Source organism: Exiguobacterium sp. (genome assembly GCF_020832205.1).
In the GTDB taxonomy this organism is placed as follows: domain Bacteria; phylum Bacillota; class Bacilli; order Exiguobacteriales; family Exiguobacteriaceae; genus Exiguobacterium.
Genome location: NZ_JAFIFD010000003.1, coordinates 63,678 through 77,504, shown reverse-complemented (window position 1 = coordinate 77,504; position 13,827 = coordinate 63,678). Strand labels below are relative to the sequence as shown.

General features: G+C 53.1%; 14 protein-coding genes. 3 read left to right on the top strand and 11 right to left on the bottom strand.

Features of this window, described 5'->3' with window-relative positions; genetic code table 11:
* Positions 1 to 175 precede the first annotated feature (175 nt).
* Both JJU47_RS00655 and JJU47_RS00650 read left to right on the top strand, forming a co-directional pair.
* The gene (locus tag JJU47_RS00655) at positions 176 to 391 is read left to right on the top strand and encodes a hypothetical protein (protein WP_228615651.1); all 216 of its coding nucleotides are present in this window, start codon (positions 176 to 178) and stop codon (positions 389 to 391) included.
* A 25-nt stretch (positions 392 to 416) separates the two neighbouring features.
* Positions 417 to 1,160 (top strand): helix-turn-helix transcriptional regulator, encoded by a 744-nt coding sequence (locus JJU47_RS00650; protein WP_228615650.1) that lies wholly within the window; start codon positions 417 to 419, stop codon positions 1,158 to 1,160.
* Between the two features lie 13 nt (positions 1,161 to 1,173).
* On the opposite strand, the gene JJU47_RS00645 is transcribed toward JJU47_RS00650, so the two are convergent.
* From JJU47_RS00645 to JJU47_RS00625, 5 genes are all read right to left on the bottom strand, one after another.
* Positions 1,174 to 1,728: a GNAT family N-acetyltransferase gene (locus tag JJU47_RS00645; protein WP_228615649.1), complete on the bottom strand. Its 555-nt coding sequence runs from the start codon at positions 1,726 to 1,728 to the stop codon at positions 1,174 to 1,176.
* Between the two features lie 46 nt (positions 1,729 to 1,774).
* Complete coding sequence (locus JJU47_RS00640) at positions 1,775 to 2,605, bottom strand: TVP38/TMEM64 family protein (RefSeq protein ID WP_228615648.1); 831 nt, start codon at positions 2,603 to 2,605, stop codon at positions 1,775 to 1,777.
* A gap of 130 nt (positions 2,606 to 2,735) precedes the next feature.
* The gene (locus tag JJU47_RS00635) at positions 2,736 to 4,331 is read right to left on the bottom strand and encodes a CTP synthase (protein ID WP_228615647.1); all 1,596 of its coding nucleotides are present in this window, start codon (positions 4,329 to 4,331) and stop codon (positions 2,736 to 2,738) included.
* Positions 4,332 to 4,569: 238 nt separating this feature from the next.
* Entirely contained in the window at positions 4,570 to 5,049 is a 480-nt protein-coding gene (rpoE, locus tag JJU47_RS00630) for a DNA-directed RNA polymerase subunit delta (RefSeq protein ID WP_228615646.1), read from the bottom strand.
* 90 nt (positions 5,050 to 5,139) lie between these two features.
* Entirely contained in the window at positions 5,140 to 6,432 is a 1,293-nt protein-coding gene (locus tag JJU47_RS00625) for a hypothetical protein (protein WP_228615645.1), read from the bottom strand.
* Positions 6,433 to 6,583: 151 nt separating this feature from the next.
* Between JJU47_RS00625 and JJU47_RS00620 the strand changes: the two genes are divergently transcribed.
* Entirely contained in the window at positions 6,584 to 7,879 is a 1,296-nt protein-coding gene (locus JJU47_RS00620; RefSeq protein WP_228615644.1) for a protoglobin domain-containing protein, read from the top strand.
* Positions 7,880 to 7,911: 32 nt separating this feature from the next.
* Here JJU47_RS00620 and mgtE read toward each other — a convergent pair whose 3' ends face one another.
* The 6 genes from mgtE to JJU47_RS00590 all read right to left on the bottom strand — a co-directional run bounded on the left by mgtE (position 7,912) and on the right by JJU47_RS00590 (position 13,726).
* Positions 7,912 to 9,270, bottom strand: coding sequence for a magnesium transporter (mgtE, locus tag JJU47_RS00615; RefSeq protein ID WP_228615643.1), 1,359 nt, complete (start codon positions 9,268 to 9,270; stop codon positions 7,912 to 7,914).
* A gap of 104 nt (positions 9,271 to 9,374) precedes the next feature.
* Positions 9,375 to 11,504, bottom strand: coding sequence for a (Fe-S)-binding protein (locus tag JJU47_RS00610; protein ID WP_228615642.1), 2,130 nt, complete (start codon positions 11,502 to 11,504; stop codon positions 9,375 to 9,377).
* Between the two features lie 90 nt (positions 11,505 to 11,594).
* Positions 11,595 to 12,311, bottom strand: coding sequence for a hypothetical protein (locus tag JJU47_RS00605; RefSeq protein ID WP_228615641.1), 717 nt, complete (start codon positions 12,309 to 12,311; stop codon positions 11,595 to 11,597).
* 4 nt (positions 12,312 to 12,315) lie between these two features.
* Positions 12,316 to 12,840, bottom strand: coding sequence for a GNAT family N-acetyltransferase (locus tag JJU47_RS00600; protein ID WP_409630858.1), 525 nt, complete (start codon positions 12,838 to 12,840; stop codon positions 12,316 to 12,318).
* Between the two features lie 41 nt (positions 12,841 to 12,881).
* Complete coding sequence (locus tag JJU47_RS00595) at positions 12,882 to 13,310, bottom strand: hypothetical protein (protein ID WP_228615639.1); 429 nt, start codon at positions 13,308 to 13,310, stop codon at positions 12,882 to 12,884.
* A complete protein-coding gene (locus JJU47_RS00590; RefSeq protein WP_228615638.1) occupies positions 13,307 to 13,726 on the bottom strand; it encodes a YwiB family protein in 420 nt (139 codons plus the stop codon). Before JJU47_RS00590 ends, JJU47_RS00595 begins: the two co-directional genes overlap by 4 nt.
* Positions 13,727 to 13,827: the final 101 nt, after the last annotated feature.

The window sequence follows — 13,827 nt, the reverse complement described above, 5'->3', positions numbered from 1 at the left end:
GTCTTCGTCACATTTTAGACACATTTTTATTCGTTTTCACGCCTCCTTTTCAGTTGACCTAACTTTCCAAGTATCATTCCCATTCGTAAGCTAAGTGCAGACAGCCAATTCCCATTGAGACAGCGGTATGACGCCGCTTCTGTCTGTTTATCCGTCTTTTGAAGGGGGGATATGTATGACTAGAAAGCCAATCGATCTCGATGCTTATAACAAACAGCTCAATCAGCACCAACGACGAACAAAACAAGTCGCTGAAACGTATCGTCAAAAGAGCAAGGCGCTCGAAGAACAGCTCGAGGCCGCTACCCGCTCTCGCGAAGAAGCGCTCGTGAAAGAGCTCGCCGAACTGAAGCAGACGACGAAACGACAAGACCCGCGAACCGACAAATGAATGAGGAAAGAAGTGAAAGTACCGCTTGGAAACTAAAATCAAACGTCAATTCCTCCACCACCTGCATCGGGACAAGAACTTGTTCGATGATTTTTCCCATGTCGACAACTTTTATACACTCGACCAACAAATTGTGAGCGCGCTCCGAAACGCCCACCCTATCCGGGCCGAGCAGTTGCTCGAGACGTTGACGCTCGATTTATTGACTCTACCGACGGAGGATGAGTATGTCAGTGTCCGCTTCTATTACCGCGGTCTCGTCTACCATGTCATCCGCCTCATCCCGATCGACAATCCGAACGTGCAGACCGCACTCACTTATACGAGTGCGCTCTTGACGTTGATCGATGAGTTCGAGACGACGCTCGATTTTTTATATGCGATTCCGGTCATCGTCGACTATTTGACGAAAATGACAGCCTTCTTGTCACCGCCCGTCTCGACGAACCCGAACGTCTCGGCGACGCTTCAGTTAATTGAAGAGCATTTAAAAGACGACACGTTGTCGCTCCCATGGATTGCCGACCAAGTCGGTCTCTCGAACAACTATCTGTCCGCTCTCTTCAAACAAGAAGTCGGCGAGAGCGTCCCAGAACGGATTCGCCGCCGCCGAATCGACGCATCCATCGCCGATCTGCTCGGGACGAGCCTACCGATTTGCACGATCGGTGAGAAGTATCGCTTCGCCTCGTGTACGGCGTACATCAACGCTTTTAAATCATATAAGCGAATGACACCGCTCCAATATCGGCAACTGTTCCACCTATAAAAAGCGCAACGCCTCAATTTGAGACGTTGCGCTTTCGTTTGTCTTCCCATTCTTCCCGTAGCATCCCCATCCGAATCGAGTCGTAACGTTCCCCGCGGACGACGCGCACTTGGCGCATTCGTCCTTCGAGCTGCATGCCGACTTTTTCGGCGACACGCACCATCCGCTCGTTACCGGACCACGTCGTCAATCCGACCCGGACCGTCGGAAGCGTGCGGAAGAGGTGATCAACCCAAAGCGTGAGCGCTTTCGTCCCGACACCTCGATTCCATCGTTTCGATTGATGAAGGATGATCCCCACTTCGAGCCATTCTTTGCCGGCATCTTCGAAATAATAGGAGACAGTACCGGAAACCGTCCCGTCGACTTCGATCACCCACATGTCCTCGCGGCCGACGAACGTGTCCGCTATGTGCGCGAACTCGGCTTCAGACATGGCGCGATGTTCGAAATACGGAGCGTCCCACTGTTTCCACTCCGGCTGTGCTTCTTTATACATCAATTCCCAAATCCGATTTAAATCGGTTGCTTGGATCGGTCGAATGACCGGTTCTTTTACTAGATTCATGACGTCTTCCTTTCATACATACAGAGTCCAAATCCCTTTCAAGACGTCAGTTCGAATTCCCTTTTTTTCGTTTTCGCCAAATAAGTGCCAAGACGATGAGCATAAGGCTCGCCGTCACGGAAACGATGGCGAACGGACTCGCCCCGGTGATGAACAGTTCGCCGAGCGATACCGAGTAAGCGAGGCCGAACGAAGTCACGAGTTTCGCCGACACGGCGATCGCGGCGAAGCGGACGAACGGAACCCGGCTGAACCCGGCCGCAAGACAAATGACTTCATCCGGCAAAACCGGAATGATGAACAAGACGAGCAAGACGCCGAGACCATACTTGTCGACGTAACGGTCATACGTCGCGAGCTTGTCCGCATCGATTAAACGCATGACCCGGTCCCGGCCAAAGCGGGCAAACCCGTACATGACGAGAATGCCGAGCGTCGTCGCGACACTGCCGACAAGCGCCGCCCGAAACGGCCCGAGGGCGACACTTCCGATCGGGACGCTGATTGCTTCCGGTACCGGCAAGGCGATCGGTTGCAGGAAACTGAAGGCGGCGAACACGAGCAACGCTTGATCTTCGTAACGTTCAAGCAGCCGGTCGAGACCGTACGTGTCGTAAAGGATGAGACCGAACGACACGTAGTAGATGAAGACGAACAAGATGAACAGGCTGAACGTCACTTTCAGCATCTGCTTTAAATAGATGTTCGACCCGTCCCGGATCGAACGCAACAAGCCGATTGAGAGCGCGAGTAAGACGACACCGGTCCACCCTAATTGATACGGCAACAACAGCGTCGGCAAGACGAAGAAAGGCAACAGGCTGAGCATGACGAGCGCCATCCCGTATCCTCCATAAATCATCCATCGTTCCCGCATATCGCATCGCCCTCTCCCGGTTCTACTCTTAGTGTACCCGGATTTCAGCCAACATGTATCCACCGGAAGCAGTTGACACGTTCAGCCTTTGGGCCGAGAAAAAAGGCCACAGTGAACTGTGACCTTCCGCTTATTCGCCGAGTGAAGCTTTGATGAAATCGTGGAACAAGCGCTGCGGGCGCTCTGGACGCGAAATCAATTCTGGGTGGAATTGTGACGCGACGAACCACTTGTGTTCCGGGATCTCGATGATCTCGACGAGACGGCCGTCCGGGCTCGTCCCAGAGAACTTGAACCCTTCCGCCTCGAACGCTTCCCGGTACTCGTTGTTGAACTCATAACGGTGACGGTGACGCTCATAGACGAGCTCTTGGTTGTAAGCGGCATGCGCTTTCGTGCCTGGATCGAGCTTACATGGGTAGAGACCGAGACGGAGCGTGCCGCCGAGGTCCTCGATATCTTTTTGTTCCGGAAGAAGATCGATGATCGGATAGTCCGTCGCCGGATCAATCTCTGCCGAATGGGCGCCATCGAGCTTCAACACGTTACGGGCGAATTCGACCGTCGCGAGCTGCATACCGAGACAAATACCGAAGAACGGAACGTTGTTCTCACGGGCGTAGCGTGTCGCTTCGATTTTTCCTTCAATGCCGCGTTCCCCGAAACCGCCAGGGACGAGGATGCCGTCAGCGTCGCCAAGAAGCGTCTCGACGTTTTCCGGTGTCACGTCTTCTGCGTTGACCCAGTCGATGTCGATGTCGGCGTTGAACGCATAACCGGCATGTTTGAGCGACTCTGCGACCGAGATATAGGCGTCACGGAGCTCGACATATTTCCCGACGAGCGCGATCTTCACTTTCTTCTCGAGGTGTGTCACAGTGTGGACGAGCTCTTTCCAAGCTGTCATATCGGCTTCCGGCGTGTTGAAGCCGAAGTAGTCGTTGACGAGCTGGTCCATGCCTTGTTTTTGAAGGTTGAGCGGTACTTCGTAAAGCGTTGATGCGTCTTGCGCCTCGATGACCGCTTCTTTACGCGTATCACAGAAGAGGGCGATTTTCTCACGCATGTCTTCCGGGATATCGTGCTCGGTACGGAGGACGATGATGTCAGGCTGAATCCCGTAGCTGCGGAGTTCTTTGACGCTATGTTGTGTCGGTTTCGTCTTCATTTCACCAGCTGCCCGAAGGTAAGGGACGAGCGTACAGTGGACGTACATGACGTTCTCTTTGCCGATATCGTTTTTCACTTGGCGAATGGCCTCGATGAACGGAAGCGACTCGATGTCACCGACTGTTCCGCCAATCTCCGTGATGACGACGTCCGCGTTCGTCTCGCGGCCGGCACGGAAGACACGGTCTTTGATTTCGTTCGTGATATGCGGGATGACTTGAACCGTCCCCCCGTTATAGTCGCCGCGACGCTCTTTTTTCAAGACTGTCGAATAGATGCGGCCTGACGTCACGTTCGCGTTTTGCGACAAGTTGATGTCGATGAAACGCTCGTAGTGACCGAGGTCGAGGTCCGTCTCGGCGCCGTCATCTGTGACGAACACTTCCCCGTGCTGGTATGGGCTCATCGTCCCTGGGTCAATGTTGATGTACGGGTCAAACTTTTGAATCGTCACGTTCAATCCACGGTTTTTAAGCAAACGTGCGAGTGAAGCGGCTGTGATCCCTTTACCGAGTGAAGATACTACCCCACCTGTTACGAAAATATACTTTGTCATCATCATTCTCCTCTCTTGAGTGCCCATTGCTGGGAAACGAAAAAACAAAAAAAGCAAAAGTGCCCCCACTGAAATGGAGGACACTTTTGCTGCATCGGCATGTGCTAAACGAGCCCATGACTAATTTACGTCAGAGACGATGCAGTCGTCAAGTTATTATTTTTTCTTTTTCACGAACCGGCAAAAAAGAAAAAGAGACACGCCTAGCCGGGACAAATGCCCGGCTTTTTGCGGTCTCTTATAAATCATCCTCGTCTTCGACATCGAGGTCGTCGTCCAAGTCTTCGTCCTCGAACTCGTCAAGGTCTGGAACTTTTTCGGCGTCATCTTCTGTGTCGAACTCAGATGCATCAAAATCTTCACCTTTTGCAAAGACGTCAAGGTCGTCTTCGATATCGACGATTCCTTCGTCCGTCTCATCGAGATCTTCTTCGAACTCGTCAAGCTCACCGCGTTGACGTGCCTCGATGACAAGATCCTCGTCCGACTTATCGAACGGATACCAAACACGAAGCGCCCAACGGTTAGCTCCCAAGTTGACGAATAGTCCGTCGATGTTCATGTCCGTGTAGAGTTGCGCGATTTTCTCGAGCTCTTCCTCTTCACTGGCGAACGTATAGTTTTGTCTGATTTGCGCACGGATCTCATCAAATGATACTGGTTGCTCACCAGTCTCTTGAAGAATCTCGTAAACGAAATCGATCAACGATTTATTCATTAAAGGACACTCCTTTTCCGTCACTTGTTAAACATCACTCCTCATTATAAACAAAACCGATATAAAAAAGCTAGAAGAAATTGTTTCGACTTAGTTGCGAACGATTTGACGCCAATAGACTGTGATGACGGCGACGTTTACCGTCCACGTCACCGCGAGCACTCCAACCATCCAACTTTCAGGGATCGCGAACGACAAGTCGGCATTGACGGTTTTCCCGACGGTCAGTCCGTAAGCGAGGATGCCGAGCATGAGCGATACTTGCGCGACGACCATCCCAAACTTCTTCCATAGCTGCATGACGAGGGCGGCGAACTCCTTGTTCTGACCGTACGCTGTATACAGGTGCATATGTCCGACGCTCGAATACATCGTCTGGACGTAGCCGCTCACGAACAAGACTGGAAGGAATGCGATTGGATGCCAAAATCCAAGAAAGAAGCAGAGGGATGAGACGAGTAACGACATATAAGGATGCTTCACACCGGGCAGCATCCGTCCGAAGAGAATCCAGCCGATGACGCCAAGTAAAAACGGCACGAATACGTAAAAGAGAAGAACGTTGGACGAATATAAGGCCAGACTCGTGAAGACGGCCCCAATCAACGTCCATCCGCCGAACAGGCCGACCGCATACGCCAAAAACTGGACTTGTCGTGTCGATTTCGCCGTCACATAATCCCGCGTCTTTCGTTGCACCATGAGCCAGACGACGTAGCTGACGAGAAGCAGCGTCAAGATGAAGATTTCGAGGTAGCCGCGCATCCCTTCCAGTAAACTGACGAGCCGGCTTGCGAGCGTGAAGACGGTGACGACGAGAAACGCCCGAAGAAACAAGGTCGTCGAGAACGTCCACGTCGCTTCGCGCGTGAGCGGTAGCTTTCTTATGAACGACAATGGCAAGATGAGGCTGACTAAAAACAACAAGACCGCGAAATCGTACGAGCGTGTGAGCGTGTATGAAAACAATGCGATCCATGTGATGAGCATGACGACGAGCGGAAGGGAGCTGCCCCCATCACTTTGCGGAGAACCCTCTTTCAATTGGGACAAGATTGTCGTCCAAATCGTCCCAACTCCAATCGATCCGACCCCGACGAGAAACGCACTCACTTCGATTCCCCAAGAAAACGGTAAAAACCAGCAACAGAGACCGAGCGCCAACACGGCGAGCGCCATCAAAAAAGTACGTTTTGAGCCGGCACGACCGATCACATACATCCACACCAACAATCCTGACATGCTGGAGACATAAAAGATCATGAACGGGATCAAGCGCTCCACCCCGTCACCGAGCGCCATGACGGCGAGAAATAAGATTTGCGGCAAGATTTGACTGCTGAGCGCACTGACGATCGTCAACAGCACGACGATACTTTTCATGTTCCGCCCTCCTTCAACCTATGATATGCCAGGTTCTATATGACTCATTCCCGGATTTTCAAGCTTACACATCGACTTCTCATTTATTTCACTATTTAGCCGATATAGAAGAGAACATACTTTTAGCTTCATGAGAAAAAGGAGAAACAACATGGCACTTTTCCGAAAATCATCACCAGTCGCGTATACCGCCTCGATTGAATTTCCCGATGTGACGACGATCGCCACACCGAGCGATCCCAATCTTCATGGCCGGGCCCACTACATGGGCTACACCGCCGCCCAAGTCAAACAACTGCAAACGATGGCCCCGCTCGTCGAGTCCGTGTTAGATGAAGTACTCGAAAACGTGCTCGACCACTTGATGCAACAACCCGATATGGCCCAACTCGCCAGCGTCTCGTCGACACGGGAACGGTTGAAAAACGTGTTCGCGGCGTATTTCCGCAGCCTTCTCACGGGGAACATCGATGACAAGTTCCTCGCCATGCGTAAACGGATGGGACAGACCCACCACCATTACTCTGTGCCGGTCACGTGGTTCCTCGCCACGTATTCGGCGTTCAATACGCTCCTCGTCCCAAAAGTCGTCGAGCACTATCAACACGATCCGGCCACGATGACCGAGGCGCTGCTCGCTTTGTCACATGCGATGAACTTGGACGCACAAATCGTGACCGAACAGTACGTCGACGCACGGCTCGATGAAATCGAGGCAGCGAGCGTCGCTCGGGACGCCTTGTTGAGCGATATCGGCCACGTCAGTTCGGAAGTCGCGACAACGATGGAACGGACCGGCAGCGCGATGGCAGAGACGAGCGACCGGGCCCATCAAGTGTTACGTGAAACCGAACAGACGGAGCAGATGAGCCGTCACTTGATGACGCTCACGGAAACGAACGGACAACAGATCGAACAGATGGAATCCGAGTTCACCCGCTCGGCCACTTACGTCGATACATCGCTCGAACGCATCACGGCACTTAAGAACGGATCTGAAGAGATCGTCAACATGACCCGCAGCATCGAGCAAATCGCCAACCAGACGAACTTGCTCGCGTTGAACGCGTCGATCGAAGCGGCACGGGCCGGTGAACACGGCAAAGGGTTCGCCGTCGTCGCGACCGAGGTACGAACGCTCGCCGAGAACGCCAAACAGCTGAGCAGTCAAATCAACGGTCTCATCCACGAGAACGAAACGAACATCGCCGCGCTGCTTGAACAGATGGGTCAAATGCACCGGACGAACGATGAAGCGATGCGTCAACTTGGGGCGGTCAAGGAAGGGTTTATGACCGTGAAAGATGAAATGGGCAACTACACCCTCTCGTTTGAACGCAACAAAGAAGATCTTAGCCAAATGGTCGAAACGATTTCGGCCATCAACGAGACGACGCAAGGGCTGTCTCACCTCACCTCGTCGCTGTTGACGAAAGCGGAACAATAAGCAAACACCCGGACAAATTTGTCCGGGTGTTTTCACATGAGCCGCGCCAAAAAGGCGGTCGCCACTCCAAAGTAGATGAGGAGCGACAAAATATCATTGATCGTCGTGATGAGCGGACCCGAGGCGACGGCCGGGTCGACGTTCAACTTGTATAAAATGAGCGGGATGATCGTCCCGGCGAGCGTCCCGATGATGAGCGTCGCAAGCAGCGAGCTGCCGACGACGAAGCCGAGCGTCCAACTACCTTGCCACACGAAGGCGATGATAGCGATCAAAATGGCACACGTCACCCCGATGATGACCCCGACCCATAGTTCCCGGAAGATGAGGGCGATGACTTGGCGGAACGTCAAATCACGCGTCGCGAGACCCCGTACGACGACCGCGAGCGACTGTGTACCCGTGTTCCCGGTCATGCCGGCAATCATCGGCATGAAGAAAGCGAGCGCGACGACTTGTTCGAGCGTGCCTGAGAAACCATCAATGATGCTGCCTGAAATCAATCCGATGAATAAGAGCAAGATGAGCCAAGGCAAGCGGCGATAGGCGGCGACGAGCGGTTTCGTATCGAAGTCGATCGCCTTACCGGAAGCCGACAACTTCTCGATGTCCTCGTTCGCTTCTTGAATGACGATATCGAGCACGTCGTCGACCGTGATGATCCCGACGAGTCGGTCTCCATCCTCGACGACCGGGATCGAGATAAAGTCGTACCGGTTGATCAGTTTGGCGACCACTTCTTGGTCGGTCATGACATCGACTTTGACGACACGTTTGTACATGACGTCAGCGACCGCGTCATCGATATCGGCCAAAATCAAATCTTTGTATGAGATAACGCCGACGAGCCGTTTCTCTTCATCGATGACGTACAAATAGTTCAAATACTCGGCGAGCGCCGCAAAGTCTTTCAATTTGTCGACCGCTTGCCGAATCGTATAATGCTGCGGGATCCAAACGAAGCGGTTGTTCATGAGCCGTCCGGCCGTCTCTTCCGGATACGTCATCATGTTCTGGACGACGCTCGACTCTTCATGCCTCATCTCCGACAACAGCTCCTCAACCCGTTCCGGATCGAGCTCGGACATGAACGACGTGACTTCGTCGTTCTCCATCAAATCGAGCACTTCGGATGTCCGCTCGAATCCGAGCCGGTGCAACACTTGGAGCCGCGTCGTCTGGTCGAGCTCTTGAATCATGTCGGTCATCTGTTCGAGCGTCAAATAAAGCAAAAACTTATTTTGATGCTTGCCAGGCAACAGCTTGTACTGTTGGGCGACGTCGTACGGTTGCAGTTCATCGACAATGTCCTGGAACTCGGGACGTCTCCCGTCTTTCAACGCTTGGATGATGGCCAAGGCAATCTCGTTATCCGTCATCATTTCAACCATACAATCACTTCCTCTGCTTCATGTCTCTTCTTTCATATTCCGACATTTTGCCATTCCAAAACAATAAAAATCCGCTTCAGCTAGGCTGAGGCGGATTTTTTTGTTCACTGGACGAGCGGTTCTGGCACATCGAGCGGTGCGAGTGAGCGGTCAAGCAATTCGACGACGTCGAACGTTCCGACCGTCTCGTCGACTTCTTTCGCTTTCGTCCCGTCCGAGAGCATCGTCAAGCAATACGGACACGCCGAGCCGATGACAGTCGGCTTCGTCTCGAGCAGTTGCTCGGTCCGGGCCACGTTGACGCGCGTCCCGACTTTCTCTTCTTGCCACATGAGACCGCCGCCGGCGCCGCAGCACATGCCGTTCTCCCGGTTGCGTTCTGCCTCGACGAGCTCGACACCCGGGATACGCTCCAAGACGAAACGCGGGGCATCGTAAATGCCGTTATAGCGCCCGAGGTAACACGAATCGTGATAGACGACGCGCTCGTTCACCGACATGTCCGGCTTGACCCTTCCTGTGTCGAGCAGTTCTGCGAGAAGCTCGGTGTGGTGATACACTTTCACGCCGGTGAGGCCGAAGTCCGGATACTCGTTTTTGAACGTGTTGTACGCATGCGGGTCGACCGTGACGATTTTCGTGACGCCATACTTCTCGAACAGTTTAATGTTCGCTTCGGCGAGCTCTTGGAACAACAGTTCGTTCCCGATCCGGCGCGGCGTATCGCCTGAGTTCTTCTCTTCATTGCCGAGGATAGCGAACGAGACGCCGGCCTTGTTCAATACGCTTGCGAAACTTTGCGCGACTTTTTGACTGCGGCTGTCGTATGAGCCCATCGCGCCGACCCAGAAGAGGAATTCGAACTCTTCGCCGGCCTTCTTCTTCTCTTTCGCCGTCGGGATGACGAGTTCTTCCCGGTCTTTGCGCCAGTTCTCGCGCTCTTTCCGGTTCATCCCCCACGGGTTGCCTTGACGTTCGATGTTCGCGACCGTGCGCTGCGCCTCTGGATCCATCTTCCCTTCCATCATGACGAGGTAGCGGCGAAGGTCGATGATTTTATCGACGTGTTCGTTCATGACCGGACATTGGTCTTCACAGTTCCGGCACGTCGTGCACGCCCAAATCTCTTCTTCTGTGATGACGTTGCCGATCAATTCGTCGGCAACGAGCATGTTCCCGTCCATCGCCGCGGCCGCGATCTCTGCCCCTTGCGTGTTTTGGAACATGAGTGCCGGGGCCCACGGTGACTTCCGTGTGATGGCGGCCCCTTTCATATTCATGTGATCGCGCAACTTGACGATGAGGTCCATCGGCGACAGCATCTTACCGGTACCGGTCGCCGGACAGACGTTCGTACAGCGTCCACACTCGACGCAAGCGTACAAATCGACGAGCTGTTTTTGGTTGAAGTCTTCGATTTTGTTGACGCCGAAGACGATTTCTTCATCCGACTCTTCCGCTTCTTCCATCGCCGAGAAATCGACCGGTGCGAGACGGCCGACTTTATGTGTCCGGCCGAGCCAGACGTTGAGCGTGCCGGCGATCAAGTGAGCGTGTTTGCCTTGCGGGATATACACCATGAAACTGAGTAAGAACAACAAGTGTAGCCACCAGAAGACGACGAAGAGCGCGAACGCGACACTTCCCGGCACCCAGGCGAACGCCGAACCGATGATCGTCGCGACCGGTTCGCCCCACATCGGGAGCTCTTCTTTATAGACGAGGTAAAATCCGTTCCCGAACAGGACGGACACCATGAGTCCCCCGATGAAGATGAGGGCGAGACCGGCCAAAAAGTTGCGTTTTAAGCGCACGAGCTTCTCGATGTAACGGCGGTAGAATCCCCAAACGACCGCGACGAGAATCATGAGCATGACGATTTCTTGCATGAACGTGAAAATCGGATAGAGCGGTCCGAGCGGCACGTGCGGGAAGCGTGTCCCGACGGCGAGCCCTTTCCAAATGAAGTCGATCGCCCCAAACTGGACGAGGATGAACCCATAGAACATCATGACGTGAATGATGCCGCTCTTCTTATCTTTCAACAATTTCTTTTGCCCGAACACGTTGATCATCACTTGTTCAAGCCGTTCTTTGTTCGTCTGGCTCCATTCCGCTTTCTTCCCGAGCTTGATGAACGTGTAACGCTGATAGACGAGCGACGCGAACAAGTACAAGCCATAGCCGAGAACGAGCAAGAACAGAATCCAGTTGACGATTAAAAATGTAGACATCCCCAACATCCCCCTTAATGAAAACGGATTCATTCTTGGAATCAGTATACCAAACAATGAATGAACAGTCATTCATTTTATTGAAGGAACTTAAAAATAGAGCACGTGCTTCAAGATGAGGAGAAGACCACCATAAATCGTGACGGCGAGCGCGAACGTACGAAAGTGCAAGTTCCGGTCGGCCGGCAACTCGAATTTGACGATGTTCAAAATCATCGCCCCGGCGACGAACGCGAACACAATCGTCTCGACGTGCGAGGCCAAGTCGATATAGCGAGCGACGTAGCCCGTGACGAGAATCCCGACCGTGAAAAAGTAACGCCCTTGCGTCAAATAAATGTCCCCGTAATGGCGATACAAGTCGTGCCCGACGGCGAGGAAATGGACGCCGAGAGCGGTCGCGTAAAACATTTGAGCGACGTTCGTCACCGACGTCTCCGTCACGACATAAGCCGAAAACGACATGTACGCTGTGAGGAGCGTCACTTGAAGCCAATACGAGACGGTCCGGTCCACTTTTTCATCTTTGGCATCCGGTGTTCGTACGACGCGCATCGTCCCGTAAAAGACGGTAAAGCCAATCAGGCTGATCACGTAAATCTCTGAAGGTAAGGCGAGATCGAGCCAATCGACGCGGAGCGTGTCTTGACGTTTATTGAGAGATGGAAGCAAATACATGAAGAAGTACGTGATCGCGATCCCGCTCGAGAACGAGAACCACTTCTTCGACGGAATCCGGTCACGCGGAAACAAATAGATGCCAAAGAAGTTGATGGCCGCCAAGTACACTACGATCCAATCGCCCATGTCGTCACCCTTTCAGCTCAATCCAAAACCGCTCGACGACCGTTCCATCTGCTTCTATGAACGGCTCGTCCGGCACTCCGCCGTTCCGCAAGATGACGTGTTTTGATGCGATGTTCGTTTGATTGCACGTGATCAAGGCCCGCTCGATGCCGAGTTCCTTCGCTTTTTCAAGTGCGAGCCCGAGCTGTTTCGTCGCGAGACCGCGTCCCCGCACGCTCGGTTTGATTCCATAACCGATATGACCGCCGAAGTTGAGCAAGTGCGCATTCAATTCATGTCGAATGTTCGCCGCCCCGAGCAGTTCTTCCCCGTCGGTCAGCCAATACGTCGTGCTCGGCACCCACCCGTCCTCGATTTTTTCCCGGTCTTCCGCGTCGCGCAGCCGTTTGACGTAGGCGTCAAAGTCACTCGTATCTTTGTTGATTGTCGTCGGGACGATGTTGCTCCCGTCTTCTTGCCACTCTTTCAACAAGGCCAACACGTGTTCTTTCTGTTCGCTTGACGTTTTGACGAGTCTTAACATGTCCAATCCCCCCTAATTATATGTATGAAAAAGACCGCAATGCGGCCTTATCCTTCGAGTCCTAATCGTTTCGGCATCTCAGGTGCGAGCGTGCGCGCCTCATCTAAACGTCCGGCGTCGACGAGCGTGTGGAAACGTAAAAATTGCTCATGCGTCGCGTCCCCGATTGCCGCCAAGTAATCGACGTACCGTTCGTATACCGACTTGTCTTCTGGCCGCGCCTCGATCAAGGCGAGGTAGAGCCGGACCGTGTCTTCTCCGTAAAGGAGCGGAAACTCATCGTTCAACTGGAGCAGCTTGTCGACCGCATCCATATCGACTCCGGTCTCGTTGTCGTAATGCCCAATGACATGTTCGGCATGGTCTTCGAGGCGTCCGCGCCACTCTTCATACTCGTCCTCGTTCGTCTCGAGCATCTCGAACCAATCTTCGTTCAACATCTCTTCAATCTTTTTCACACGTTCTGTAAAGTTCATGTTTCGTCTCCTCCTTCAAACGTCCACGTGACATCGACTTCGTACGTCCCTGCCACATCGTCGTTCATCGATAACGCATAGTCGAAACGGCAACGGCCGTTTGAAATCTCAAGCCGGTCCGTCGTCGTCGCCATCGTCATCGACATATATGGATTTTTATATACACTCTGCGTCAACCGTCCTTCGATGAACGAATGGTTCATCTCGATCGGCCCTTTACAGATGAGAGCGAGCCGTCCGGTCGTATATTTTAACGTCGTCGGGACGATGCCATCCTCGCGTTCTTGGTCGAACGTCAAGATGAACCCGGTCTTCAGTTCGTAGTAGAGACCATCCGCGATGAGCTCGATTGGGGTGTCCAGCTCGCTCATTTTCGTCGTCTGACTGACGCGCACTCGTTTCGGTTCAATTGCCATAGTGATTCCCCTTTCCGCTGTCCAATCGTACCATACCTTCTAAACGGTCCGGAATCGCTAACTTTTTCTTTCCCGGTTCGTTCGTGCTTCACACTACAAAA